The organism is Pseudomonas sp. LBUM1651 (assembly GCF_059716135.1).
The window spans coordinates 2,514,972-2,536,558 of sequence record NZ_CP166805.1 but is presented as its reverse complement, the minus strand read 5'-3'; the positions used below and the strand labels follow the sequence as shown (position 1 = coordinate 2,536,558).

Sequence of the window (21,587 nt, the reverse complement as noted above, 5' to 3'; positions counted from 1 at the left end):
TTCCCCGGCAAAAAATAACCCCGCCGAAGCAGGGTCTGGATTATCCGCGGCCGTTAATGGCCGCCCATATTTGGCCGCCAGGCCGCAAGTCTCTGGCGATCTGCTCTTGTGCGCCCTGTTTGGCGGCACGCGCATATGCCTGCGCAACTGCTTGGCCGCCGCCATCGTCAGTGGCTCCCCCCTGACCTTCAGGTACGGCGAACGTCTGCTGGATTACCACCTGGTTGCTGCTTGAGCCCTGCTCTCCACTGCCGCCGATTGACATGACGCCCAGCTTGCCATTCGCAGTGCGGGTCAGTGGCATGATGGCCTCGTCCCCCGCCTCACCCATCACCCCAGTCTTGCCGTTGGCCATGCCGAACGCCGTCGGCTTGCTGACGATGGAATTGGTGAAGGCTCCGCCCTCCGCAAACATCTGCACGCCAGATGACCAGGCACCACCTTTGGCTTGAATGCTGCCTGGAGTGAAACCTGAAAGGTCTCCCGAGTACCCACCCTGCGTAGACCCCGCCGACGATGCTCCGCCACCGAAGTAACTGGTAGCGGCGCCGAACAAGCTGCTCAGGAGCGCCGAACTGGCTTGCCGTGTGGCAATCCTCGCCATATCCGCCAAGATCGACTTCGCAAAATCCGCGAACGACAGCTTCCCGGTCATGGCGAAGTTGACGACCGCGTCTTCCATCGAGCTGAAGGCGTTGGCAAACAGGCTTTTCGTCTGCCCGGCAACGTCCCTTGCTGACTCCAGGTAGTTCTGCCATGCCGACGATGCGCCGGCGCTCCAGTCACCCTGGGCCGCCGTCATGTCGTCGTAATTGGCTTGTACCGTGTCGCGCAGATCCTGCTGTGTGGCTTTCAGCGCTTTCAGCTTTGCGGTGTACTCCTCGAGGCTCATGCCGCGCGAGCCATCGCCATACTGGTTGGCCAGTTCAAGGCTTTGCTGGTTGAAGCGATCGTCGATGCCGTTTTGCTGATCCGTCAGCCCGCGCTGTCGATCACCCTGGCCAAGGCCAGAAGCTGCACGCAGGCCTTGCTGCCGAAGAGTGTCGACTTGTTGCTTCAGGGCACTGGTGTAGGTGTTGACGGCCAAGGTCTGCTTGCGCAGTCGGCCTTCCTCATTGGTGGCGATGATTGCCAGTTCGCTGTCGCTGTCCTGCTGCGCCTTAACCATGGCGCTGCGGGCGTCGTTAATCTTCTGGTCGATCTGAATCAGTTGCGCTGCAGTCGTGCCCTTTTTTGTCTTGGCGGCTTCCAGCGCATCGATTTCTGACTGGTAGCCGTGGGCAACTTCCTCGGCCTGCTGTTGCAACAAGCTAACTCGCTGTTCGGTATAACTCGCCTGCGAAATGACGCCTGCACGCTGTGAAGCTTCGAGCTCCTTGTCTGCGTTTTTGTAGTAGGCCAGGGTTTCAGCCAATGCGTTCTTTGCATCATTGAAGCCGGTCAGGTCGACGCTGCCCGCAGTACCCTTCGGCCCCTTGAACTTGTCGTTGATGTTCGCCAGGTTCTTGTCGATCGCGGACTGATTAAGCCGGGAGTCGTTCGGGTCGACCTTGCGAATATCGTCGAGCTGTTTCTTGTAATCCTTGATGGCCTCGGCGCGTTTCTGCTCATTGGTCAGCGACGACTTGGTGAGCGCGTCGATCTTCGACATCGCTGTAACTGCATCGCGCTGTGCCTTGGCCTGCTCACCATCGTATTTGGCGATGTCGGCCGCCGCGGCCTTCTGGTCCTCCAGCATGTTGAGCTGGTTGCTGTACAGCTCAACCATCTCTTTCTGGTTTTGGAAGGCGCCAATATCTCCAGCCTGAGCTGACGCCAAATTGCGCCGGGCCTTCTCGATATCCCCGTCAATATCGGGACGACCGACATTCTTCAGGTTGTCCGCAGCACGTGCTACAGCGTTGTAACCCTTTTCCCAGAAACTCAGGTTTTCGAGAATCTTCGGCGTGCGCTCATTGATTGCATCCGCATATTCCTCGGTCGCGAGCTTCACCGCGCCGGCATGATCGCCCTGCTCTTCTAGCGCCGCGATTTGCGAGTACACCGAGGCTGTCAGGTAGTGGTACTGCTCGTTTAGCGCAGCCGATGCTTTGACCGGCTCATCAGCAATTTTCTCGAACTCAGCAACCGTTTCCTTGATGGCCCTGCCCGTAGCCTCCTGCATGGAGACAGCCGCTTGGGCGATGCCAGAAAAGCTTTCTCCTGCGATCTTGCCATTGCCGGCGAGCAGTGCGAGCACTTCGGCTGCTTGCCCGGTTGAGCCCACAATTGCGCCGACTTGCCGGGCCATTGCGCCCAGCTGCTCCGCGCTCACTCCCGCAGAATTGCCAGTCAGAATCAGGCCCTTGCTGTACGCGTCTTGCTCCTCGCTGCCCTTGTAATAGGCGTATGCCAATGCGCCCACAGCAGCGGTTGCTAGGGCGATTGGACCGAGGACGGCAAGCAAGCTTGCGGCGGAAGCGCCGGCTCCAGCCCCCAACTGCGCGACCGCACGAACACCGCTACCCCAATCCCCTGACGACAGAGCGTTGCCCAACTGAACGACATTTTCCTGCGCCTGGCGGCTGCCGAGCTTCAGCCTGTCAAAGCCTGTGGCTGTTTTTTCGAGGGCTGCGTAATTGCCGTTCAGCTTACCCAGCGCCGAGTTGTACTGATCTTGACTAATGCGGCCGGCATCGAGGTGCTTGCCCAGCTGCTCGACCTGGCCGTCTAACTTCGCCATAGCGGCGCGGGCCGGATCAATCGCACCGAGCAGTCTGTTCAGAGCCTTCTGTTCGTCCAAAGTGGACTTGGCCAGCGCCACCTGTTGCTTGTCGAGCTGCGCGGTGATTTTGGTAAATTCGGCTTCGCCATAGGCGCCGGTCTTTGTGAGCTTTGCCAGACTCTCGCGCTGCTTGGCCAGTTCCTGTGTAGTGGTCGCGCCTTTCGAAAGCGACTTTTCGAGCGCTTCCATCTCTTTCATCAGGCCGACGGCGGATTGCTCGGCGCGATCACCAGCCTTGGTCAGCTTGTCGAGATCGGTCGCAGCGTTGGCGGCATCAGCCGAATCGACCTTGATGCCGAGTTCTGCAATGTTCATCGACTCACCTTGAATAAGTGCCCGCCTTCACGGGCTGTTGTCACGTGCTTCGGCCATGACCGCGATGGCCTCCGATTCCATGACGCGGATGTCCTGGAATACACGCGGGCGATCCTTGGTGGGGACGCCGACGAGTTTCATCACATCTGGCAGTACGCCGTAATCGAGGCCGGTCGCGCCGCATGCGCCCGTGCGCCACTGAGTCCACATCGAATCCATGACGAGGAACGACTTCCAGTTGTCCGGCCAGACTTCGAAGGTTTCGTCGTAGTCCTCGGGCGAGAATCCGAACATCGCCATTTGCTCGGCAGAACTATCGGCCTCATAAAGGGCACGGGCAGCGGCAGTCAGTTTCCCAAGCGGGCCTTGCCGAATGCTTCGCTGTACGCCTTCACGACAGCGTCCGACACGCCGATGCAGCTCTTCACCAGAGCTGTTATCGAGTCATCGTTGAGCTTGTCGCCAAAGCCCCACGACACCACTAGATCCTTGATTTGGTCGACACCCTGCTCTACCTCTACCGCGGTAATTTCCGAGAGGGTCGGCTCAGTCCCCTTGAAACGTTCGACGATGGCCGCTGCTTTTTCCTTCCAGGAGTCGAACAGTTCGGCCAGTGCGGTACGGTCGCGGTACTTGAACGTGAATGGCACCATTGCCGGTTTACCGCCGACCTGCGGAATAGCCACATCGACGGTGAACGTCGGCTTTGGCGCGATGGAAAACTTTGCCATGGGAACCCCTTAGGTGTTGTAGCGAGTTGGGCGGGAGGCGAACGACAAGGTGATGGTCCGCGTCATGATGTTGTTGCGGCTCAGTGTCGGAGTCGCAGTGATCGACACGTACGCGTAGTAGTAAATGCTCGCGCCACCCGGCAGGTTTGCGCGCACCAGACGCGGCTCTTTGTCTTCGTCGGCCGCCTCAACGATCGCGACATACGCCTGAGCCGGATCATCAGCGACTGGCAGCGTCATGCTACTGGCCGACTTGTTGGTAGGCAGTTGACGGTCGTCGTCGTCTTCAAGGAAGCCGTAAGTGAGGAACTGCTGCTCGCCGCCGTTGGCTGTGGGCTCAGTGATCTGTGCGATCTGCGTCCAACCAGATGCCTCACGGACAGTGCCCGCGCCAGAGCCGGTCGGGTAACTCTTGACGCTGGTGGTATCCACGCCTTCAGCCGCGAACTCGCCGACTTCCGAAGAGATGACGCGGGCCGGGCGGCCGTTCAGCTTGGCCCAGGCAGAGTCGATGACGATCACGTCGCCGTCAACCAGACCGTGGGCAGCCGCAGTGAGCACTGCAGGCTTGGCGTTGCTGATGGCGGTGAATGGCTTCGCGATACTCAGCGTTGCCGCGATCTCGAACGTGGTGCCGTTGGGAATCCTGACGCTCATGGTTTTTCCTCTTTGTAGAATGACAAAACCCGCTCTATGGCGGGTTCTGGGTTTGCCCAACGGGCTAATTCAGTTGGTGTCGGCGCGGTACAGGAACGACACGGGCACGGTGAACGTGGTGTCATCTGGGATACCGGGCCCAGGGTCGACCGGACTCATCGTCACCACGGTCAGCGCGCCCTTCGTGTTGCGCTCGTACAGCGGGAACAGAGCGGCGATCCGGTCAGCCAGCGCGCCGGCCGCGCCGCGGTACTTGCCGGAAGGCGTCACGATGCTGACCTGAAACACGCCGGTGTACAGCTTGTGGTCACCGCCGAGAGTGTTGCTTGCGGTATCACCCGGCAGCGTGAAGGCCTTCAGGTACGTGGTGCCGTTGACCGGCGTATATGCCTCGTTCTCGACCACAACCTTCAGTGGGGTCGGCAAGGCTTTCGCCCAGGCGATCAGCTTGGCCTCGTAGATTGAGGCGATGATGTTATGGCTCATGCCTGGTTGTTCCTGATGGCGTCATCAACGATCTGCTGGAAGCGGGCCCCGGTGATACGGACCATGCCGCCGGGGGCCTGGGTCGAGTGCCCGAACTCAAGCGGGATCGCGTACGGCAGGTTGTTTATGAGGTAGGCCGTCTGGCCGGCGGTGAAGTCGCTCACCGCCGAAACAAGGGCGGCGATCGTCTCTTGGCCGCCGGGATCAACCTCGTCGAACGTTACGTTCTCGACCACATCGATGGAGAGGTGCCAGTTCGCCCGGAACCGACCACCGACGTAGCCTTCGGGCGCGACGATGTCCATACCGTCGTTCAGCTTGCGCCCGGGCTTGAGCCTCCCCGCCTTTGTCAGGTTGGCCGGATCGCTACGCAATTCGCTGTTGTGATCGTCCACGGCTTTGTTGTACTGGCTGGCCACTGCGTTCTGCGCCCAGATCTCGGGGTTCCCCACTGGTGACATGCGGATAACGCTGCTGCCAACCTCGATGATGATCTCGCGCAGACTAGCGTCGATGGCTTCCGTGGCTTGGGCAGCGAATTCTGCGAGGCTCAGCGCGAAGCTGCCGGACTGACCAGAGCCACTATTTACCATTTTCAAACCCTCAGTTGGACAGTCCAGGTTGCTCTGGCGGGGTCTTGGCTCACGTTCAGAGCGCGTTTCCCTCCGATGATGTCGCCGATTTTCGGTTCGGCAATGATCGTTGTTGGCACTCCCTCAACCATATCGAACAGCTCGTTCTGCAAGATCAGCAGCTTTTCGTCGGTTGTCTGGATCAACGACCCGTCGATTTCCTTGGCCAGATAGCTGCTGAACACTCCACGGCCGCCGTAGGTGGTGGTCACCTCCGGCGCCGCGCCAGTATCGGGGTCGTATTCGCCCACCACCTTTCGAACGCCGGCCACTGGCTTAACAGCATCTGCAAGCCCATCGGGATCGTCGAATGCCTCGGCCATCTCAACCTGAATCTCGTCGCGCATGCCCATAATCAGATCCTCTTGAGCATCATCACGCCAGAGCGCTTGATCCACGGCTCCAGCAGCGCCAGAGCGAAGTTCACGCCCGCGGAAGTGTCAGTGGATCCGGCCACGTAGGTTTTGCTCACCGACGTACCGGACTGAGCCGAGACCGTTTTGCTCTGCACTTCCTTTTGCGTGGCCGTGTACAACTTGCCCGCTGCCGCTTCTTTGGCAACCTGGGCACCGGCTGTTTTAATCTCGGCCGGCACCGGATCGGGTACAGCCCGCTTAATCTTGGCCGTGAGCCAGGCGTTAGCCATGGTCACAGCAAGGACCGGATCACCGGTGCCCGCCCAGTCAGGACCCAGCGAGGCATCAACATCGGCAACGGTGATGAAATCGGTCATGTGCTTGTCCTTATTCCGCCGGCACCAGGGCCTGCAGGTCTTCTTTCTTGGCAGTGGCGTCGAAGTCGATGCCTTTGGCAGTCAGCCAGTCTTTCAGCTCGGGGACCTTCATTTTCAGAGGGTCAGTTTCCGGCTCTCTGCCGTCCGAGACCTTGATACCGGCCGCCTGGTAGGCATCGATGATTTCTTGTGCATCGCCATCGACAACCACCTGAGTGGCGGTCCCAATCACGCCGAAGAACTCGCTCAACAGGCGATAGCATGCACCGCGCTCTTTGCCCGGTTTGTCCGTGTAGATCACTTTCATGAGTCACCTCAGAAGCACCCCGGCGCCCATACAGGCGCTAGGCTGTGTGGGCCGAATTACGGCGTGGTGGTGCCGCTGATCACAGCAGCGAACGGGACCTGCTTGCGGCTGAACACACGAGTCCAGTTCCCCGCAGCAGCATATTGAGTTGCCGTCGGGCTGAGGTTCTGAGCCTCGGAACCTTTCCAGCTGAAACCGGCAGGCTGGAGGATGTAGGTCTTCCGCTCCCACAGCACTTCGGCACCACCACCGTTACCGCCGCCCGGCTTACGCTCGAGCTCAACCGGCACCTTCGGCGTGCCTTCGCCATAGCCGAAAGCACCTTGGCCGAAGAACACGGACAGGTACTTGCCTGCGCCGTACACCAGCGCGTCGTCCATGAATACCGGCTTGCCGAGGTAGGTGGCCAGGATGATCTTGCCGTCGGAGTCACGCAGGTACTCGATGAGGTCCTGCTTGACCATCTGGTTCATTACCACCGAGTGCACGCCGATCGCACCGAACTGGTCTGCGGCATCGCCGGCAGTGAACGCAGCATCCTGAAAGGCGTTCGCGCTGATGGTCGCGCCTGCGTCGATGACCATGTCACCGCCATTGTTCGCGATGTTCGAGGCGATGATGCCGCGAGCCGCGCCCAGGGTGTAACGCTGCCACTGGCGGGTCCAGTAGGTGCCGAAGCGGTTGCGGATCTGCTGCTGAGGCTCGGTGTTTGCCAGCTCGGCGGTCAGGTCGGTAACGCCGTAGCCTTTATTGAGGTACAGAACTCGGGCACGCATGCTGTCCTGAGTGACTTTACCGACTTCGCCCTGGTCGTTCGGGTCGTCGTTGCTGATGTTCGGCGCTTCGTCAGCGTTCAGATCTTGCCAGTAGCTGATCTCAGCGGTGCCCTGGCTACCGGAGGCGATCGCGTCCAACACCGGCGATCGAGTCACAATGCCCGACTCGTAAACAGCAGTTTTTTCCGGGCTGTTCACCGGCGCCAGGGAGGCGTAGTAGTCGCCGACGAAGATGTCGGTCAATTGGGTAGTTGCCATGGATTAGGTTCCTTTGGTGGCCTGGATTTTCTTGAACAGATCGGGGTTGTCACGGGCGATCGCAGCGCGCTCGGTTTCCGTGTACTCACCCCACTTCTTCGTGGCCTTGCCACCTTGATCGCCGGTCGGACCGGCTCCCTGGGCCCTTGGCCACAGGTGAGTTGCTGTTTCACGCAGCGATTCCGCCCATTCGAGCGGCGACAGCGGGGTTTTCCCGTCCTTCCCGTAAACGACCTCGCCGTCACGGTCAGTGGCGATCGCCTCGCCGTCCTCACTGAGTTTGAAAGTGCCCCGGGCGCGCAGGATGATGTCCTCGGCAGCCTCAGGGAGCGCGCCTGCTTTAATGGCAGCAGCGCGGATGGAATCGGCCAGCACCTTGTCGCTGTACTTCGCAGCGAAGGCCTCGGCCTTGTCGGCGCGCGCCTTCTCAGCGGCCAACTTGGTGTCGTAGTCGGTGCGCAGGCGCTCAGTTCGGCGTGTGATCACCTCGTCCAGCTTGCCCTCGGCGATCAACTTGGTCTCTTCGTCCTGGCCCACCTTGGTCAGCAGCCCCTTGACGGCGGCAATGTCCAGACCTTCGAACTGAGTCTTGAACCCGTCCAGTTCAGTCTTGGTGGTCCGGAGGGAGCCAAGCAGCTCGGTGTTTTTGTTCTTGAGACCCAGGGTTGCCGCCTCAACAGCAGCAGCAATGGCGGTCTGAACTGCAGGGTCTTCAAGATCAATCTGGTTTTCGTCTGCCACTTGGTGCACCCCTTGGGTTTGGTCGGCCCGCTTTGCAGGCATAAAAAAACCCCGGCATGGCCGAGGTTCTATTGTTGATTCGCTGGAATTTTTAACGGGGACTATTCCGTTTTACTTTCTGCCTTATGAATACGCTGACGTGCTGCCTCAAGGAGATTGAAAGTTTCCTGATCTCTAGCCTTCCAATATTCCAATCTCTCCAGCGCTTGATTGTGCTCATCATCAATTGCACATTTCAAAAGTGCGTGAAAAGCTTCCTGGGAGAAATTGAATTGCTCCACGCCGTGGGCCATTTTCACCAGCAGCACGGCGCCGCGTAATGATAATGAATTTAACTGATCGAAAAATTTCCGGTTGAGGCCCTCACCGTGAATTGCACTTCTTACACCTTCGGATTCTAGAGCGCTTATAACTGGCCTGATTATGCTTTTACCTAACATGGAAAAGCCGACATTCCTCAGCGCTAGGAGACTCATCACTTCGCCGCGGTCGAGACGCCTTGGATACGCTGTATCTTCAGGAAGATTCTGCGCCAAGTCTAAGAATGTCTTTCCCCCATTGAAGGAGAGGCGCGCACCCAGAACTGTGGCTGGCACAAGCCCGGTTGATACGACAATCAACGTATAAGACTTCGCTTCGTAATCCTGCTGTATGGCCAGCCTTGGCTTCTCTCGCTCCTGCTGGCGCCTGACTTGCCACAGAGTGACAATAACAGCCAGCAGCGTTCCAATACCCGACACCCAACTACCCGCCGCATTCCAATCCCAAACGTATACTACGGTGGATGCTGGATTGAGATTGACCCCCGCTGTGATGCCGAGCATCAAGCAGATGACGCACGCGATCACCAAAATCAACGCAAGCATCCAATTCATTTGCCGCTCCTAAAAAAAGAGGAGCGTTATATCAGTCTGAAGTCGTCGAGCTCAACAAGCAGTTACCTGACGACCGTCAGCCCGCGCATCATGAGGTAATCAGCGAACTGCGTCCTGCTCGGAACGTACGGCGGCGGGCGCATGCGGACGCCCGGCGTATCGCGGTTGAGCCGAGTGCGCCGACCATTCGGCTCAGTGCAATACGTCGGCTCTTCGATCTGAAAGCCCTGCTCCGCGGCATAGATCTCGACCGCCAGTCGCACCTGCCCCCACTCAAGTTCAAAGGGTATGAATATCTCGGAAAGCGTTTGATATTCGATCTTGCAGTCACGCCGGGGCCAGGCCATTGCCTGGTTAGGATTGGCTTTGCGCCCTTTCCATTCGCGAGCGTTGATATCCGCTGCGGCGCGCAGAAGCAGAGCGACCTGCTCGACCTCGCCCTCAGGAATGCGAAAGCCGTAGTAGTCGCGGTAGAAGGTCAGCTTCCCCAGTGGCACGAAGCTGTTGGCGTCCGGACTTCCCTGCCCGTCCTCGACAATGATCTGCATCGGTCATCTCAACCTGGTGGAGCGCCGAGTGTAACGCCTGCCCGGGAGAACATGTCAGGCTCAATGGCTTTCAGTTCGGCCAGAGTCAGCGGCTTAAACTTCTTGTCGAGTTGCAACACGGCGAATTTTTCCGGGGTCAGGCCACCGTCGCGGAACAGTTTGCCCCGTACAGGCCCGAGAGCATGATCCTGAAAGCTCGCGGGCTGCGTCGCCAGCCATTCGTAATAGTTCAGGCTTGCATCGACCTGGCCACCACCGTGGTCACCAATCGCCGCGCGCGTGGCGCCTTTCGAAAACAGTTCGGAAAGCCTGGTGGTAGGCACCGTGGTTGATCGGCAGTTGATGTGCGCCGGCGGCAGCAGCCCCTTGCCCAGGTCGAAGCGCATCCCGTCCAAGCCTTTGCATTGCTGTGAAGTCTTGCGGTCAAGCGTCGACACCCAGCGATAGCCGAGCACCACGTCACTGTTGGCCTTCAGCGTTTCCATTCGCGCCGTCGTGGCCACATGCTGAATCGCCGTCTGCACCACTGATGCCGCGTTGCGGTTACTCACCGCGAGAGTGCCGTCGGTGAAGTTCTGCGCCGCGGTACCGCGAACAGCCTGGATGATCTGTGCGTTCGTCTGGCCCTGGCCGAAGCCTAGCCGGATAGTGTTCGTCACCCGCATCGTCTCGGTTCTGGTCCAGCCGCTGAGGAAGCTGTTCAGCAGCTTGCCGCCATCCAAACCTTTCACCTGCAGCGGGTAGGAAAACACCGCCGCGCGGATCACGGCATTGGTCGGGACCACTGCGTCAATCGACATCGCATGGCTGAGGCTGTTGGCCTCGAAGGTGGACTCGTAGAGCGCGATATCCACCAGATCAGCCTGTACCACGCTGCCGAAGGCCTTGTAGATGTCCAGCAGCTTGCCGCCCACGCGCGCCAGAAACTGCTCGAGGCGATCTCGGCTGTAGGTAGTCAACTCTTTGCGGGTCAGTTGCTCCCGCAACAGGGCGTCAATCTGGCGCAGGTATTTCTCGAACTTTTTGACCTCGCCAGCCTTAAGCCGCTCGATCATCACTGAGTGGCGGGTCGTCTGCTCCAGCAGCTGGCTGTCCGCCTGTTCCAGGTTTGCCGTCGGCATCGTCTTTGTCCAAGTTGAGTCCGGCCGATTCGCGCTCTTCGCTGATCAGTTCGGCTTCTTCGTCGTAGAGGCGTTCCGGAAGCTTCCCGGTCGTGAGGTACTGCCAATAGGTGTCGGCGCTGATCGTGCCGGCCATGACGCCCTTCTGAAGTTCAGCTAGCACCTGAGGGTCGACCCGAGGGATTATGAATTCGGGATTGACCTTGAACGTCACCTGCTTCGGGTCGTAGCCCTTCCACTCGGCGGCGTACCGCAGCGCCTGCTCTACCGCCTCGGCCACGGTGATTACGATGCTGTGCAGAGTGGCGTGCTGGTCGTTCTGGCGCGTTTTGCGAGCCTCGCCCGACTCGGTGCCGCCCACGTCCATCACCTTGGCGCCAGCCTCAACCGCGGCGTTGCGCTGGTCATCCATGGCAGTGCGGACGGCTTCAATGCCGGCACCTTGAAACTCCAGGTAGCCGCACTTGCCGTTCGGCCCGAGATCCCACGCAGCGGATGGACCGGTAACGCTCAGCTCTACCGCGTCGTCCAGCCCCGAAACCCACGGCTGTGGGTGACTGGTCTGGTGTAGCGCGGTGAAATAGTCAGCACTCAACTGGTAGGACTTCAACGCGGCGCGTGCCATCGTCAGCAGCGGCAACTCGTCGACTTCTGGCGAGTTGTCCGTCGAGCCGCAGTAAATCACGGGCAGGTAAGGCAAGCCCTTGATCAGTCGGTTGTCAGTACCGGTCGTGCCAAGGGGCCTTTCATCCTCGACCAATTCACCGCCTTCATTACGCACCGCGGTGTAACAGGTATCACCTTGCATGAAGAACTCACGGAACACCGTGTCGCAGTCGTGGCTGTATCGATCGCCGCGCTTCTTGCGGAACTCGCGGAACACCGAAAGGGCCAGGTCCTGCCTGCCATCTTGATCGGCAACATCCCAATTGATCGCATTCCGCGTGGCGTACGTCGAGAAATACGGCTCGCCGGCGTCATCGATGTTCACCACCAGCGGGACCCGGCCGTGTGAAATAGCCTGGCGCACCATGCGAAAGAACAACTGCTTTAGGCCGAAACCATCAGAAGTTGCGTTGTCTTCCAGCCCTTTCAGCCCAGCGGGCAGTTTGATTTCCGGAATCAGCCGAGAGACCAGGCCCATCATCGACCGAAGGGAGTCGCGCACCCAGTGCTCGTACTGCGCCCGGTCGGTGTAGTTCTGGTACAGATACTTGTTGCCGGCGGCGTCGAGCTTTTCAGCCTCCACCATGCCGCTTGGCCTGGGCAGGTTCCGATCGTTGCGCTTGATGGCGCCCTCACCTTCGAGAGCGTCGTCCATCATTTCCCATTCGGCGATGTGCGCGTCGAAGTCGGGGTTTGTCGATTGCACTGGCATCAGGCCAATCCTCCAATACGGCGCGTTCCGCCTGTGCGTGTCTTGATCGGGTAGCGCTTGGCGATGAAGTAGCCAGGTGCATCAACCATGTGGTCATAACCGGACTTCTTGTCCGGCTCGCCTTTGTCGTTGTAAATCTGCCGCTCAAGGCTCTGCGTGTATTTCGGGCATTGGTCGACGTTCACCAGGTAGCGGTGTTCGTTGTAGGTGTTGGCGAACATCGCGCACATGGCGTTAACTCGATCCTTAACCGCGGGGTTGGTCGAGTCCACGACGACCGTAAAGCCGGCCTTCTTGAGTAGCGACAGGTCTGACTCGCTTGCGCTCTTACTGCTGGTGTTCTGCCCACTGGCGTCCGGGTAGATCGCAATGCTGTGGTCGGGGAACCGCAATTTGATCTTCTCGATCATCTCAGGCGTGTCCCGCACCTCGGCAAACTCGCTCAACGCCAGAGGCAGATTGTCACGAATGACGTGCACCACCGCCGCCATTTTCATGACGTTGAAGTCCATCCCGATGTGTAGAGCCTCGCCGCGTTTAATCATCTCGCTGGTGCGGTTCGCCTCACGGTTGAACGTGTAGTAAACAACGCCCTGATAGTTCTCGAAGCTGGCCTCGTACTCTTGCCGGAATGTCCGAGGGTCCATCTTTCGGCGAGCGGCTTCGATCTCGTCCGGAGGAACATTGCCGCCATCGAGCGAGGTGTACAGCCAGCTGCGGTGATCAGGTTCATGGCCTGGCTTGCCGTCTTGGAACGTGTCGTAACAATGGTTGAAGCCTTTCGGGGTTCCGATGCGCAGTGCATGACCGCCCTTCCTGACTTCACCAGAGGGAAGCGTGTAGGTGCAGGTCGACAGCATCGGCCTGATGACTTCTTCCCAGGCGGCGTATTTGCAGTCCGCCCATTCGTCAACAAGGATGAAGAACAGGCCGGATCCGCGTAGGTCATCGTAGTTTTCCAGACCAACGCACCGGAGCAAATGACCGCTTTTCAACGTGATCAGCATGTCCGTTTCGTTTGGCTTGGTGGCCATCCACGTCTTGGGGATAGCCTGCTTCAGCCGGCGCCAGAACACCCGACGCGCTTGCTTCTGAGTTGGAGCTGCGTACCAGATCTCATCCTCGACGCTGACGTTCCAAGCGGCGGCGAGCTTAGCCGCCCGGCGCATTTCGGCCTTGCCCAAAAAGGTCTTGCCGAACCGGCGCCCGCACACCGCATCGCGGAAACGCGCTTCAGGTTGGAAGCCCCAGACATAAATGTTCGCCTGTTTCGGCGTCAGCGCGACCAGCCCATCAGAGATACGGGCTGGTAGGGACATCTTCGTCAGGCCTCAACACGTATTCGGCGGCAGGTTCGGCACCCGCCTCTGAACCCGGCGGCTTGATTGGTTCGAGGCGACGATTCACGTAGACGTCGCCACACTCTTTTGCTGCCTGCTCCAACAGTTGGGCAGTCAGTACAATGTTCTTTGAGTTTTCGGCCCGTTCGGCCATGCGACCCAGGGCACGCAATCGGTACGCGCGGTTGGCGATTGGGATGTCTTCAGTCTCTTCGCGAAACCGCTTGCGAGCAGCGTGGAATAGCTCGGCCCACTTCACCCCGAGAGCGCGACCGGCGTACTTTGTCGGGTCGTGGGATTCGCACTGTTGCCTACTGACATCTATGCCAAATTCTTTCCTGACCGACTCGACCACTTGGGACGGCGTATCAAAGCAGGCCAGAGCCTGAACTATGAAGGCTTTGACCTCGCTTCGTAGTGCTGCCATATGGTTGTCATCCGTCAAAACCTGTCAGAAATTCAGGCCGACTTGAGCAGACAGGTTCCGCAGGCCCTCGATATATTCAATTTCCCCACCTCAGCAGGACTGTTTGCAGCATCCACCAGCGCTTGAACGTCAGGGCTCGCACCATAGCGGCGAACTACACCGACGAACTCCTCGACGTCGTGTCCGCGCATCTGAAGCTTGGGCAATCCTTCCTGGGTGAACTTGGGTGAGCCGTACTGATCCTTCGCCTGCGCGATGTGGTACAGCTCGTGCTCGACCAGGGCGCAGAAGTCTGCGTCGGAACACTGGGCGCAGTAATCGGCAGCCAGGGTGATGATGTAAGCCGGCACGTCGCCGAACCAATCCATCATCTGCTGCTCCATTCGTGCCTTCTGCCAACCCCCGGCGCGGAATGCCACCTGTTCGGCTTGGCCCACCACTGTGCGCCCCTTCTTCGTGAAGGCAGCAGATGCCCACATCACACGAATATCCGCATCGATCAGATGGGCGTGCTCTTCGTTGTGGATGCTGCCGGTGTCGGCGAGGATCTCGACTTGGAGCCATTCCCACACTTCGGGAGCGGGGATCAGGCGGATACCGAAGCCGGATAGCTCAAGCAGTGATGTTGGTGGCTGCGGTCTGCCCATTGTTTTTTTCTCATAGAATCTGAGCAGCCAGCATCAGTTCACGGAGAACAATCTTGCCACTCCCAGCTTGTAGGGTTAGATCATCAGAAGGTAGTGTTGCTCGTTTATGGCACAGGGGAAAAGAGTGAACAGCACTACAAAATGGATAATAAGTACTGTTGTTGGGATTGTGGTTGGATGTGGAGGCGGCGCATTTGCTTTCCTTCAATATTCGTCGCAGCAATCGCGAGAGATAGGTCGTATTGAGGCTGAAAACAGTTATTTGAGAGATCAAATCGCTCAGCTCAAACAAGAAAAGGAAAAGCTCATCGTCGATGTGAAAGCCTGGGATTTGGCGTACCGTAAAATTGATACCGAGTTTTCAACCGCCAGATCGAGGCTGGCGGCTTTACAAAACGACGAATGCGAAACTATCTGGCTCGAAGTCCTAAGCTTGGAAAATACCGCGAGCAGAGCCGATGAGTGGAACTACAGCCTGGAGAGAAAGCAGGAGATACAGAACCAGATTGCAGAACATAAAAAAACCCATCAAATTTGCCTTTCTTCCCGGAAATAGAGGTCTAGACAGGAGTATCGAAAATGAAACCGCGTTATGAAGTGCAAGTGGATAAAGACATCAAGAGCGGAAAATGGACGGGCAAGGTCGTACACACCGTTCTGGATATGAATGATCGCTGCGATCCAAAAATGGTGTTTTCCCATGAGACTCAAGAGGCCGCCCGCCTACATTGTGAACGCTTAAATAACACTCACAGTTAGCGATGAAAGAAAGCTCCTCAAATGTGACGACACGATTTTCTGACTCACGAAACGTGTCGAGACAAAGTGATCGATCGGTAAGCCGAAACCCCACTCGTCCGCTTCACTGGAAAATGGATTTTCAGCTACTAGGGTGTAGGAGTTGACTCAAAGGGGGTGGAGCTATGGAAGAAGTGTTCATCGTCCAAAAGAGACCAGCCAACGGCGTGTTGAATGGCTTCTACTATCGCGTCGTCGACGTCCGCACAGGACAGGCGATCAATCAGAATTTCCTCCAAGCTGCGCTGGCAGAAACTCATTGCCAAGAGCTGAATGAACAACTCACCTGCCCCGAGCAAATCGAAGCGTAGAGGACCTATCAGGGCCCTGCCTATTCAGGCTTTCGACTCGGCAACTTGAAGTCAGTCACCCGGTCCGCGATGTTGCGGATCTTCTCCACGCCCAGGAAGCCAACCCAGCCACCGGCAAAGGTGGCCATGCTCTGGGGTAGACCGAAGAAATCCAGACCACTGATGATCGTCAGGGTCAGGCCTCCGCAGATCGCACCCTCCACCAGCATCTGACGTCGAGTGCCACCACCGTATGTGATTCGAAGCACAGCCATGGCACAGGACAGTCCAGCGGCGAAGAGGATCGGCGAATGCTGGCTCAACCACGCAAGCGCAATCGCCCAGGTATCTGGTTTGTCTGGCATGTTTGGCATCTCGGTTCCTCCCCGTCAGGGAGTTAGGAATACGGCAGGCCGTAACCTGCGGATTTTAATCGGCTCCAGCAGCACTCCCAGCTCGGAGCAATTGGTGTGGTGGAGCCGAAATGATTGGACTTGATACGTCCGGGAAAACATCCACTGGGTAGCGGCTTTCCTCGGAGGTACAAAAAAGCCCCGATCAATGTCGGGGCTTTCTCGTTTCTGCTATACGCAAAACCCGCTCTATGTCGGGCTGTGCTTGTTAGTTTTTGCAGGCCACCTGCGGAGGCGCAGAAGGTGTCAGCATTTGGGGAATTACGATTGAAGTTCCAGCTAAGGGCATAAGTTCGATAACTCCGAGCATGCAAGTAAGCGCTTGTCCGCCATCGCTGCTTGGTCTGCTACCTACCCCAACCAAAACTTCGTAGTCTTTCCCTGACTCCAGCTTGTAAGCGAGCGCTTGGCCACCGCAGGACGAGTATGTGCTGCCATAGCCACCAATGGTCGCGCCCAGGGTTGCAATTTGGAACGGCAGATCAGTCCTAACGCGATACTCGGTTACGACCTCTTTATATACGCCTTCGCCCATCCGAACTGCTGGGACGTATTCAGTAAGAGTGGGCGCAACTCTTTTCGGCATGCCAACGCTCGCCGACTTCAGGGGGTACTGCGGATAGTTGATGTTCGCCGTCCCGTCCCGTCCGAAGCGCCCAGCATCAGCCATCTTATGACGGGTAGCAGGGGCACAACTGCCAGTGATGCTATCTCCATACACACTGGAGTTAGTGATCACGCGAAGACGCGCCAACCCCTCTGATTGAGCAGGCTCTTCATATGGAACTGAAGGGATTCCAGAGCAACCGGCAAGTGCAACAGCAACAAAAGTTACGAAAGTGACAACCCGCATGACCATGTCCTTATGTACTCGAAAACTCGAAAAAAAACCCGACACTATGGTCGGGCTTTTTTTGCCACTCCTACACACGCAGGAATGACAGGATGGGTGAATAATGGCTCAGTGGATCAATGCCAGTCAAGCAACTTCTGACATCACAAGGCCTTCATGCTCAAGAATGTGCTGAGTCTCGATCAAAGCCAAGTCAACACAGCTCTCCAGCGACTTGCGGATGTCTCTGCGCCACCGTTCTTGCGTCTTGATCGGATGCGGCTCGTTCGACCAATTATCCATCTCGTACCACCCGGCCGGCAGCACATTGGTCGAGCGCTTTCCATCTAAGCCCGGCAGCTTCGGTAGTGCCCAGGTGACCACGGCGCAATGAAGGAAGCGCTCCGGTGCCGGCGATCGCATTACCTTTGTCAGTTCGGCAATGGCGGCGTGTTTTCGCTCGGTGTGGGTGGAGTACTTCGCGACCAGTGCCCGCCAGTGCGCCGCCGACAACGACTTGTGCAGCCGGCCGAACACCCAGCAGTCCGTGAGGAATGCAGCCTCCTTGCCGACGATTTCCCCCTTCTGCTTCGCGCATTGCACCTTGGGCTCAAAGTCGCAGCCGCCTGCAGAGTTGATGGTCTCGGCGGCGAGCGCCCGAACAACTGCGGATACAACGTTGCGATAGGTCATGCTGCTCTCCCCTTCAGCTCTCATGTCTTTGCCCGGTATTCGGCCTTGATGGCCTTGATCTCTTCAATGGTGTAACGCTTCGGGTCGTGTGGCCCCTCAAGCCATTCCACCTTGTCGGCGCCAATGCGCCTCACCAGCTCGATGCGGTAATTCACAACGTTGCCGGACTGGTGGTTGTTGCACGGTGCGCATTGGCGCCAGACATTCAGCGGTTCGAAGCGAAGCTCTGGGTTGCCGCCGACGGTGCGGTAGTGCCCCGCGTGCCATTGTCCGTTGTGGTGCCGGCCGCAACTCACACACGGCAGGCCGGCGTCACGATGGCGGACCCATGTGTTGAAAGCGGTCTGAGCTTCGCTCATATGCTTGGCGCGGGGCTTGATCTTCTCCTTGGCTGCGCGCAATTCCTTGCGACCGATCTCGGCCAGCGACTTGCGCGCCCTCTCCCGGTTCACATCCTTGATGGCCAGGCCGCACTTGGGACTGCACACAGCCTGACCCAGGCGCTGCGGCGGGAAGCTGATGCCGCACGCTGGGTTCTTGCACTTCTTCGGTCGCGGCGGTTTGGCGATCATGCAGCCTCCTTACTGAGCAGATCGGTAAACACCACACCCTGCGCAGTGAAGAACGCAACCATGCGGTCGGTGTAAGCGATGCCCTGGGCGCGGTTGAACAGACTGGTCACCGGGAACCCGTCGGGGCCGAACAACTTGTGCTCGCCCATCAGGGCCAGCTTCTCCTCGTAGGGCAGATGGCGCATGACCCGATACCAGGCCGCCTGAAAACCTGAGTCTTCGTTCAGCAGGATCTGCACGCCGAAGTGCAGCTTGCAGTAGCGCCGAGCGTCCGCCGCGTCGCCGATCTGGGTCATCTCAGCGATGCGCTTGTACATGGCGAACCACAGAGCGTTCTGGTCGAGCGTGCGGTCCTTGCCCGGGCGCAGGGATACCACGACGAACTTCTTGTCGCGGTACATGGTGGTCAGGCTGGTGATGGCCTCAGTGAGTTTGGCCTGGCAGTTAACGCTGATCTTGTCCGTCATAGGAGCCCCGCGCAGTCTTCAAGCAGCCCTTGTTTGTCCTCGGCCAGTTTGTCGCGCTCCTTGCGCAGCGCCTCGTTCTCGGCGATCAGCTCCAACGTCACTTCCTCGACGGTCTTCTTGCCCAGGAATTCGCCGAGTGCTTCCGAGCTTCTTTGCCAAGACTCACAATTCAGGCTCCAGGCGGCGACTTCAGCCCAGAGAAGCTTTTTCAGTTGCGTGTAATCGCTCATGACGTCACCGCAATTGTGATCAGGACGCAAAACACCCCGATACCGAAACCGGCAAAGGTGCAAACCAGTGTCATTGCTGATTTAGGGATCATTGCGCAGCCCTCTTCAGTTGAAGTTCTTCGGCCTGCTTGATGAGCAAGGCTCGGCGATTAGCCAATTCATTGGCCGCTTCGATGCGCATTTCTGTCTGCCTCTCGGCCGTGGCGTTGCGCATTTCCAGCATCGAATTCTTCACGGCTTCAAGTTTGTCCCGGACATTTGGTGATGGCCTCGTAACCTCGCCGGTGATCAAGCCAGCCAACGCGCGGCCGTCCTCTGTAACCGGAACCACACTCAGATCTGCCAGATACAGCCGCCCGCGCTCTTGAGGAATACGCTGCAACTGCACAGCCTTCGTGATGGCTCCCACACGGCGGTTGGCATCGAAACCAACGGAGACGTGCCAATTCACTGGTTTGACGTCGTCACGCGCCTGGCTCACGAACCGCTCGTATGCGCTGATGAACGCCATGCGCGCGCCGATCTTGTCGCCGGCGTCGAGAACAGGCTTCGCGGCGGCCAGCGCCAGCTGGATCTCATCGGTCAGCACCACGGTTTCGAATTCGTCGTTCGTGGTCATGGCGATCGCCCAGGCCTCGTCCCGACCTGGGCGGCCATCTTCTGCCTGGATGCGCTGCAGGACTGCCGCCAATGTCAGCTTGCCGGTCAGCTCCCGGCGGCAAGCCTGAAGTGCTTTGCGGATATCGGCCTGGGCAAACACGGCAAGATCTTCAGCCATCAATTCGGCAGCCGCAGCGCTGATGGTCTGGCCCAGTGTTTCGGCAGTGGCGCAGATGGCGCCGGCCAGTTGTGCGCGGTCGTCAGAGGAAAGCATTGCGCGGCCCTCCCTCACGAATGTTGCGCGCAGCTTCCTGTGCGGCGTTGATGTTGGCCTGGGTGTCTTCCAGTTGGCGGGCGGTGCGGCCGTTGATCTGGGTTTGGGTCACCCACTGGGTGTGGTAGCTCTCGGCGTTGGCCAGCAGCTCGCTGACGCTGTGGCACTTGCGGATCAGTTGAGCGTCGTTGATGCCGAGGTAATACGCTGCCACGCTGTGAGAAACGTCGATGCCCAAACGGCCAATCAACGAACCGATCTGCCCTCCCACCTTTGCGTTCCACACCGGCCAGGCCTTGTACCGCTTGCGGTAAGACATGGCGTAGTTGGCCCAGGTCTTGAACGTCTTGCAGGTCTGGTCCTTGGGGCCCGGCATGTCCGCGGGAATTTCAACCCGCGGCGCCTCAGTGCGATCAACAACCAGCACCAGCCCGCCGGATCGGTTCGGCTTGTCCGAGCCGTCCTGCAAATCCTGATTACTGGTTACCTGATTGGTACCCTGATTATTGGTACCCTGATTTGTCGGAGATTTTTCCGACCCTGCATCGGATTTTTTTCCGACCTTGCTCGGAGATTTATCCGAGGTAGATCGGATTTTTTTCCGACCATCGAGCGCATCAGAGGTCGGATATTTTTCCGACCCATCCAACTTGCGATTCCACTCTTTCGCCTTCTCAGTGAGGCGGATCAAGGTGATGCTGGAAGTGCTGGAAAGCTCGATCAGGCCAGCATCGCGCAGGGCTTTCAACAGGCGGTAAGCGGTGTCCGGCTTGTCAGTGAGCAGTGGCAGCTCCTCGACGATCTTGCCCTTGCTGAGGGCGAAGTAGATCCCGGTGTCCGTCTTGATTGGATTGGCCCAGCTCGGGCTCTCGTAGACGAAGGCGAATAGCAGGGCCTGCTGAGAATTCAGCCCCCACTCCAGCGCCTTCACCTGGTTGATCGTGACGGTGTATTGCATGTCAGGCCTTCCCGACCAGTTTGGCCAGTTCGAGGAAGCGATCCACGTACCAGTGAGGCTGCGTCTCGCGAGGAGATTGAGGATTGGTCAAATTCTTGCCGAAACGAAGGCCCTGCTCAGTCACAGACCAGAAGTCGACCATTTCCTGCTTGGAGTTTTTGCGCTGGAGCTGCTTGAGGAAGCCCTTGGCAGCTAGTGCGCGATTGAACGCCGCAGGAGCAATACGGATGCTGTTGTCTTTTAGTAAGGCCGTGGCCGACTTGGTGGGCATCGATGAGCCGCCGGCGGCATCAGGCGACGCGTCGACGGCGTAGCCTGGGAGAAACTTCGGGTCGAGGCCATTGTTCTGGGCGATCTTCGTCAGCATGGCCATCTGGCAAGATGGCGCGGGCTTCAACAGGCGCGTGAAGCACTCCATGATGGCGATCTCGCCGACCACCTTGGTGCCATTGAGCAGAACCTGCTCGCGGGCGCCCTGCTGCTGTTCCAGCTCGCGCCACCGGCGAATCACCTTCATGCGCAGCGGCGCGCTGTAGCCGGTGAGCAGGCAGTCGGTGTGCTCGCGATCGAGCCTGTACTCGACCTGCTCGCGGTTCTGGCCATCCAGATAGATGTGCTCAAAACTGAGTACATCTAAATTCAGTTCTTTTAGCATCGCCGTGATGTCGCGCTTCACGTTGGCGTGCCGCTTACCGGTGACGTTGGCGATCTCACGGGAAGACAT

General features: G+C 58.5%; 30 protein-coding genes. 3 read left to right on the top strand and 27 right to left on the bottom strand.

The genetic code is table 11. The annotated features are described in order from the left end of the window. Nucleotides 1-40 precede the first annotated feature (40 nt). From ACA066_RS11915 to ACA066_RS11830, 18 genes are all read right to left on the bottom strand, one after another. Nucleotides 41-3,079, bottom strand: a complete 3,039-nt coding sequence (locus ACA066_RS11915) for a phage tail tape measure protein (RefSeq protein WP_497699370.1) — start codon at nucleotides 3,077-3,079, stop codon at nucleotides 41-43. 27 nt (nucleotides 3,080-3,106) lie between these two features. Next, nucleotides 3,107-3,379, bottom strand: a complete 273-nt coding sequence (locus tag ACA066_RS11910) for a DUF1799 domain-containing protein (RefSeq protein WP_497699369.1) — start codon at nucleotides 3,377-3,379, stop codon at nucleotides 3,107-3,109. A gap of 47 nt (nucleotides 3,380-3,426) precedes the next feature. Next, complete coding sequence (locus ACA066_RS11905) at nucleotides 3,427-3,810, bottom strand: phage tail assembly chaperone (protein WP_497699368.1); 384 nt, start codon at nucleotides 3,808-3,810, stop codon at nucleotides 3,427-3,429. Nucleotides 3,811-3,819: 9 nt separating this feature from the next. Beyond that, a complete protein-coding gene (locus ACA066_RS11900) occupies nucleotides 3,820-4,467 on the bottom strand; it encodes a phage tail protein (RefSeq protein ID WP_497699367.1) in 648 nt (215 codons plus the stop codon). A gap of 69 nt (nucleotides 4,468-4,536) precedes the next feature. Further along, nucleotides 4,537-4,953, bottom strand: coding sequence for a phage tail terminator-like protein (locus tag ACA066_RS11895; protein ID WP_497699366.1), 417 nt, complete (start codon nucleotides 4,951-4,953; stop codon nucleotides 4,537-4,539). Continuing rightward, nucleotides 4,950-5,546 (bottom strand): hypothetical protein, encoded by a 597-nt coding sequence (locus ACA066_RS11890; protein WP_497699365.1) that lies wholly within the window; start codon nucleotides 5,544-5,546, stop codon nucleotides 4,950-4,952. The genes ACA066_RS11895 and ACA066_RS11890 overlap by 4 nt, the downstream gene beginning before the upstream one ends. A gap of 2 nt (nucleotides 5,547-5,548) precedes the next feature. Continuing rightward, complete coding sequence (locus ACA066_RS11885) at nucleotides 5,549-5,938, bottom strand: hypothetical protein (protein ID WP_497699364.1); 390 nt, start codon at nucleotides 5,936-5,938, stop codon at nucleotides 5,549-5,551. 2 nt (nucleotides 5,939-5,940) lie between these two features. Beyond that, complete coding sequence (locus ACA066_RS11880; protein WP_497699363.1) at nucleotides 5,941-6,318, bottom strand: hypothetical protein; 378 nt, start codon at nucleotides 6,316-6,318, stop codon at nucleotides 5,941-5,943. A 10-nt stretch (nucleotides 6,319-6,328) separates the two neighbouring features. Further along, nucleotides 6,329-6,625, bottom strand: a complete 297-nt coding sequence (locus ACA066_RS11875; RefSeq protein ID WP_497699362.1) for a HeH/LEM domain-containing protein — start codon at nucleotides 6,623-6,625, stop codon at nucleotides 6,329-6,331. A 56-nt stretch (nucleotides 6,626-6,681) separates the two neighbouring features. Then, on the bottom strand, nucleotides 6,682-7,659 hold the full coding sequence (locus ACA066_RS11870; protein ID WP_497699361.1) for a major capsid protein: 978 nt from the start codon (nucleotides 7,657-7,659) through the stop codon (nucleotides 6,682-6,684). Between the two features lie 3 nt (nucleotides 7,660-7,662). After that, entirely contained in the window at nucleotides 7,663-8,400 is a 738-nt protein-coding gene (locus tag ACA066_RS11865) for a hypothetical protein (RefSeq protein ID WP_497699360.1), read from the bottom strand. 101 nt (nucleotides 8,401-8,501) lie between these two features. After that, the gene (locus ACA066_RS11860) at nucleotides 8,502-9,275 is read right to left on the bottom strand and encodes a hypothetical protein (protein ID WP_497699359.1); all 774 of its coding nucleotides are present in this window, start codon (nucleotides 9,273-9,275) and stop codon (nucleotides 8,502-8,504) included. A 62-nt stretch (nucleotides 9,276-9,337) separates the two neighbouring features. Next, complete coding sequence (locus ACA066_RS11855; protein WP_497699358.1) at nucleotides 9,338-9,823, bottom strand: DnaT-like ssDNA-binding protein; 486 nt, start codon at nucleotides 9,821-9,823, stop codon at nucleotides 9,338-9,340. 8 nt (nucleotides 9,824-9,831) lie between these two features. After that, nucleotides 9,832-10,944 (bottom strand): minor capsid protein, encoded by a 1,113-nt coding sequence (locus tag ACA066_RS11850; protein ID WP_497699357.1) that lies wholly within the window; start codon nucleotides 10,942-10,944, stop codon nucleotides 9,832-9,834. Beyond that, complete coding sequence (locus ACA066_RS11845; RefSeq protein ID WP_497699356.1) at nucleotides 10,862-12,322, bottom strand: DUF4055 domain-containing protein; 1,461 nt, start codon at nucleotides 12,320-12,322, stop codon at nucleotides 10,862-10,864. The genes ACA066_RS11850 and ACA066_RS11845 overlap by 83 nt, the downstream gene beginning before the upstream one ends. Next, a complete protein-coding gene (locus tag ACA066_RS11840) occupies nucleotides 12,322-13,641 on the bottom strand; it encodes a phage terminase large subunit family protein (protein ID WP_497699355.1) in 1,320 nt (439 codons plus the stop codon). Before ACA066_RS11840 ends, ACA066_RS11845 begins: the two co-directional genes overlap by 1 nt. Then, complete coding sequence (locus ACA066_RS11835; protein ID WP_497699354.1) at nucleotides 13,616-14,089, bottom strand: DUF2280 domain-containing protein; 474 nt, start codon at nucleotides 14,087-14,089, stop codon at nucleotides 13,616-13,618. The genes ACA066_RS11840 and ACA066_RS11835 overlap by 26 nt, the downstream gene beginning before the upstream one ends. Nucleotides 14,090-14,121: 32 nt before the next feature. Then, on the bottom strand, nucleotides 14,122-14,736 hold the full coding sequence (locus ACA066_RS11830; protein ID WP_497699353.1) for a putative metallopeptidase: 615 nt from the start codon (nucleotides 14,734-14,736) through the stop codon (nucleotides 14,122-14,124). 124 nt (nucleotides 14,737-14,860) lie between these two features. Here ACA066_RS11830 and ACA066_RS11825 point away from each other — a divergent pair, with 124 nt between their 5' ends. From ACA066_RS11825 to ACA066_RS11815, 3 genes are all read left to right on the top strand, one after another. After that, nucleotides 14,861-15,292, top strand: coding sequence for a hypothetical protein (locus ACA066_RS11825; RefSeq protein ID WP_497699352.1), 432 nt, complete (start codon nucleotides 14,861-14,863; stop codon nucleotides 15,290-15,292). A 23-nt stretch (nucleotides 15,293-15,315) separates the two neighbouring features. After that, nucleotides 15,316-15,495: a hypothetical protein gene (locus ACA066_RS11820; protein ID WP_497699351.1), complete on the top strand. Its 180-nt coding sequence runs from the start codon at nucleotides 15,316-15,318 to the stop codon at nucleotides 15,493-15,495. A gap of 164 nt (nucleotides 15,496-15,659) precedes the next feature. Next, entirely contained in the window at nucleotides 15,660-15,845 is a 186-nt protein-coding gene (locus ACA066_RS11815) for a hypothetical protein (protein ID WP_497699350.1), read from the top strand. A gap of 20 nt (nucleotides 15,846-15,865) precedes the next feature. Here the strand turns inward: ACA066_RS11815 and ACA066_RS11810 are convergent, their stop codons facing one another. The 9 genes from ACA066_RS11810 to ACA066_RS11770 form a co-directional block, all read right to left on the bottom strand. Next, on the bottom strand, nucleotides 15,866-16,198 hold the full coding sequence (locus ACA066_RS11810; RefSeq protein WP_214382207.1) for a phage holin, lambda family: 333 nt from the start codon (nucleotides 16,196-16,198) through the stop codon (nucleotides 15,866-15,868). Between the two features lie 247 nt (nucleotides 16,199-16,445). Continuing rightward, a complete protein-coding gene (locus tag ACA066_RS11805) occupies nucleotides 16,446-17,090 on the bottom strand; it encodes a hypothetical protein (RefSeq protein WP_497699349.1) in 645 nt (214 codons plus the stop codon). 126 nt (nucleotides 17,091-17,216) lie between these two features. Continuing rightward, nucleotides 17,217-17,762, bottom strand: a complete 546-nt coding sequence (locus ACA066_RS11800; RefSeq protein WP_497699348.1) for a hypothetical protein — start codon at nucleotides 17,760-17,762, stop codon at nucleotides 17,217-17,219. A gap of 20 nt (nucleotides 17,763-17,782) precedes the next feature. Continuing rightward, nucleotides 17,783-18,334, bottom strand: a complete 552-nt coding sequence (locus tag ACA066_RS11795) for a recombination protein NinG (protein WP_497699347.1) — start codon at nucleotides 18,332-18,334, stop codon at nucleotides 17,783-17,785. Further along, nucleotides 18,331-18,801: a NinB/YbcN family protein gene (locus tag ACA066_RS11790; RefSeq protein ID WP_414878758.1), complete on the bottom strand. Its 471-nt coding sequence runs from the start codon at nucleotides 18,799-18,801 to the stop codon at nucleotides 18,331-18,333. The genes ACA066_RS11795 and ACA066_RS11790 overlap by 4 nt, the downstream gene beginning before the upstream one ends. Then, nucleotides 18,798-19,031, bottom strand: coding sequence for a hypothetical protein (locus tag ACA066_RS11785; protein WP_497699346.1), 234 nt, complete (start codon nucleotides 19,029-19,031; stop codon nucleotides 18,798-18,800). Before ACA066_RS11785 ends, ACA066_RS11790 begins: the two co-directional genes overlap by 4 nt. An 88-nt stretch (nucleotides 19,032-19,119) precedes the next feature. Continuing rightward, a complete protein-coding gene (locus ACA066_RS11780; RefSeq protein WP_497699345.1) occupies nucleotides 19,120-19,905 on the bottom strand; it encodes a hypothetical protein in 786 nt (261 codons plus the stop codon). Next, the gene (locus tag ACA066_RS11775) at nucleotides 19,892-20,863 is read right to left on the bottom strand and encodes a phage replication protein (protein ID WP_497699344.1); all 972 of its coding nucleotides are present in this window, start codon (nucleotides 20,861-20,863) and stop codon (nucleotides 19,892-19,894) included. The genes ACA066_RS11780 and ACA066_RS11775 overlap by 14 nt, the downstream gene beginning before the upstream one ends. Nucleotide 20,864: 1 nt before the next feature. After that, a complete protein-coding gene (locus tag ACA066_RS11770; protein WP_497699856.1) occupies nucleotides 20,865-21,587 on the bottom strand; it encodes a Rha family transcriptional regulator in 723 nt (240 codons plus the stop codon).

What these genes read in the sequence shown, in the direction of transcription:
- ACA066_RS11915 (WP_497699370.1), bottom strand. Translation starts at nt 3,079, where the DNA reads ATGAACATTGCAGAACTCGGCATCAAGGTCGATTCGGCTGATGCCGCC.
- ACA066_RS11910 (WP_497699369.1), bottom strand. Translation starts at nt 3,379, where the DNA reads ATGGCGATGTTCGGATTCTCGCCCGAGGACTACGACGAAACCTTCGAA.
- ACA066_RS11905 (WP_497699368.1), bottom strand. Translation starts at nt 3,810, where the DNA reads ATGGCAAAGTTTTCCATCGCGCCAAAGCCGACGTTCACCGTCGATGTG.
- ACA066_RS11900 (WP_497699367.1), bottom strand. Translation starts at nt 4,467, where the DNA reads ATGAGCGTCAGGATTCCCAACGGCACCACGTTCGAGATCGCGGCAACG.
- ACA066_RS11895 (WP_497699366.1), bottom strand. Translation starts at nt 4,953, where the DNA reads ATGAGCCATAACATCATCGCCTCAATCTACGAGGCCAAGCTGATCGCC.
- ACA066_RS11890 (WP_497699365.1), bottom strand. Translation starts at nt 5,546, where the DNA reads ATGGTAAATAGTGGCTCTGGTCAGTCCGGCAGCTTCGCGCTGAGCCTC.
- ACA066_RS11885 (WP_497699364.1), bottom strand. Translation starts at nt 5,938, where the DNA reads ATGGGCATGCGCGACGAGATTCAGGTTGAGATGGCCGAGGCATTCGAC.
- ACA066_RS11880 (WP_497699363.1), bottom strand. Translation starts at nt 6,318, where the DNA reads ATGACCGATTTCATCACCGTTGCCGATGTTGATGCCTCGCTGGGTCCT.
- ACA066_RS11875 (WP_497699362.1), bottom strand. Translation starts at nt 6,625, where the DNA reads ATGAAAGTGATCTACACGGACAAACCGGGCAAAGAGCGCGGTGCATGC.
- ACA066_RS11870 (WP_497699361.1), bottom strand. Translation starts at nt 7,659, where the DNA reads ATGGCAACTACCCAATTGACCGACATCTTCGTCGGCGACTACTACGCC.
- ACA066_RS11860 (WP_497699359.1), bottom strand. Translation starts at nt 9,275, where the DNA reads ATGAATTGGATGCTTGCGTTGATTTTGGTGATCGCGTGCGTCATCTGC.
- ACA066_RS11855 (WP_497699358.1), bottom strand. Translation starts at nt 9,823, where the DNA reads ATGCAGATCATTGTCGAGGACGGGCAGGGAAGTCCGGACGCCAACAGC.
- ACA066_RS11850 (WP_497699357.1), bottom strand. Translation starts at nt 10,944, where the DNA reads ATGCCGACGGCAAACCTGGAACAGGCGGACAGCCAGCTGCTGGAGCAG.
- ACA066_RS11845 (WP_497699356.1), bottom strand. Translation starts at nt 12,322, where the DNA reads ATGCCAGTGCAATCGACAAACCCCGACTTCGACGCGCACATCGCCGAA.
- ACA066_RS11840 (WP_497699355.1), bottom strand. Translation starts at nt 13,641, where the DNA reads ATGTCCCTACCAGCCCGTATCTCTGATGGGCTGGTCGCGCTGACGCCG.
- ACA066_RS11835 (WP_497699354.1), bottom strand. Translation starts at nt 14,089, where the DNA reads ATGGCAGCACTACGAAGCGAGGTCAAAGCCTTCATAGTTCAGGCTCTG.
- ACA066_RS11830 (WP_497699353.1), bottom strand. Translation starts at nt 14,736, where the DNA reads ATGGGCAGACCGCAGCCACCAACATCACTGCTTGAGCTATCCGGCTTC.
- ACA066_RS11820 (WP_497699351.1), top strand. Translation starts at nt 15,316, where the DNA reads ATGAAACCGCGTTATGAAGTGCAAGTGGATAAAGACATCAAGAGCGGA.
- ACA066_RS11815 (WP_497699350.1), top strand. Translation starts at nt 15,660, where the DNA reads ATGGAAGAAGTGTTCATCGTCCAAAAGAGACCAGCCAACGGCGTGTTG.
- ACA066_RS11810 (WP_214382207.1), bottom strand. Translation starts at nt 16,198, where the DNA reads ATGCCAAACATGCCAGACAAACCAGATACCTGGGCGATTGCGCTTGCG.
- ACA066_RS11805 (WP_497699349.1), bottom strand. Translation starts at nt 17,090, where the DNA reads ATGCGGGTTGTCACTTTCGTAACTTTTGTTGCTGTTGCACTTGCCGGT.
- ACA066_RS11800 (WP_497699348.1), bottom strand. Translation starts at nt 17,762, where the DNA reads ATGACCTATCGCAACGTTGTATCCGCAGTTGTTCGGGCGCTCGCCGCC.
- ACA066_RS11795 (WP_497699347.1), bottom strand. Translation starts at nt 18,334, where the DNA reads ATGATCGCCAAACCGCCGCGACCGAAGAAGTGCAAGAACCCAGCGTGC.
- ACA066_RS11790 (WP_414878758.1), bottom strand. Translation starts at nt 18,801, where the DNA reads ATGACGGACAAGATCAGCGTTAACTGCCAGGCCAAACTCACTGAGGCC.
- ACA066_RS11785 (WP_497699346.1), bottom strand. Translation starts at nt 19,031, where the DNA reads ATGAGCGATTACACGCAACTGAAAAAGCTTCTCTGGGCTGAAGTCGCC.
- ACA066_RS11780 (WP_497699345.1), bottom strand. Translation starts at nt 19,905, where the DNA reads ATGCTTTCCTCTGACGACCGCGCACAACTGGCCGGCGCCATCTGCGCC.
- ACA066_RS11775 (WP_497699344.1), bottom strand. Translation starts at nt 20,863, where the DNA reads ATGCAATACACCGTCACGATCAACCAGGTGAAGGCGCTGGAGTGGGGG.
- ACA066_RS11770 (WP_497699856.1), bottom strand. Translation starts at nt 21,587, where the DNA reads ATGTCTTCCCGTGAGATCGCCAACGTCACCGGTAAGCGGCACGCCAAC.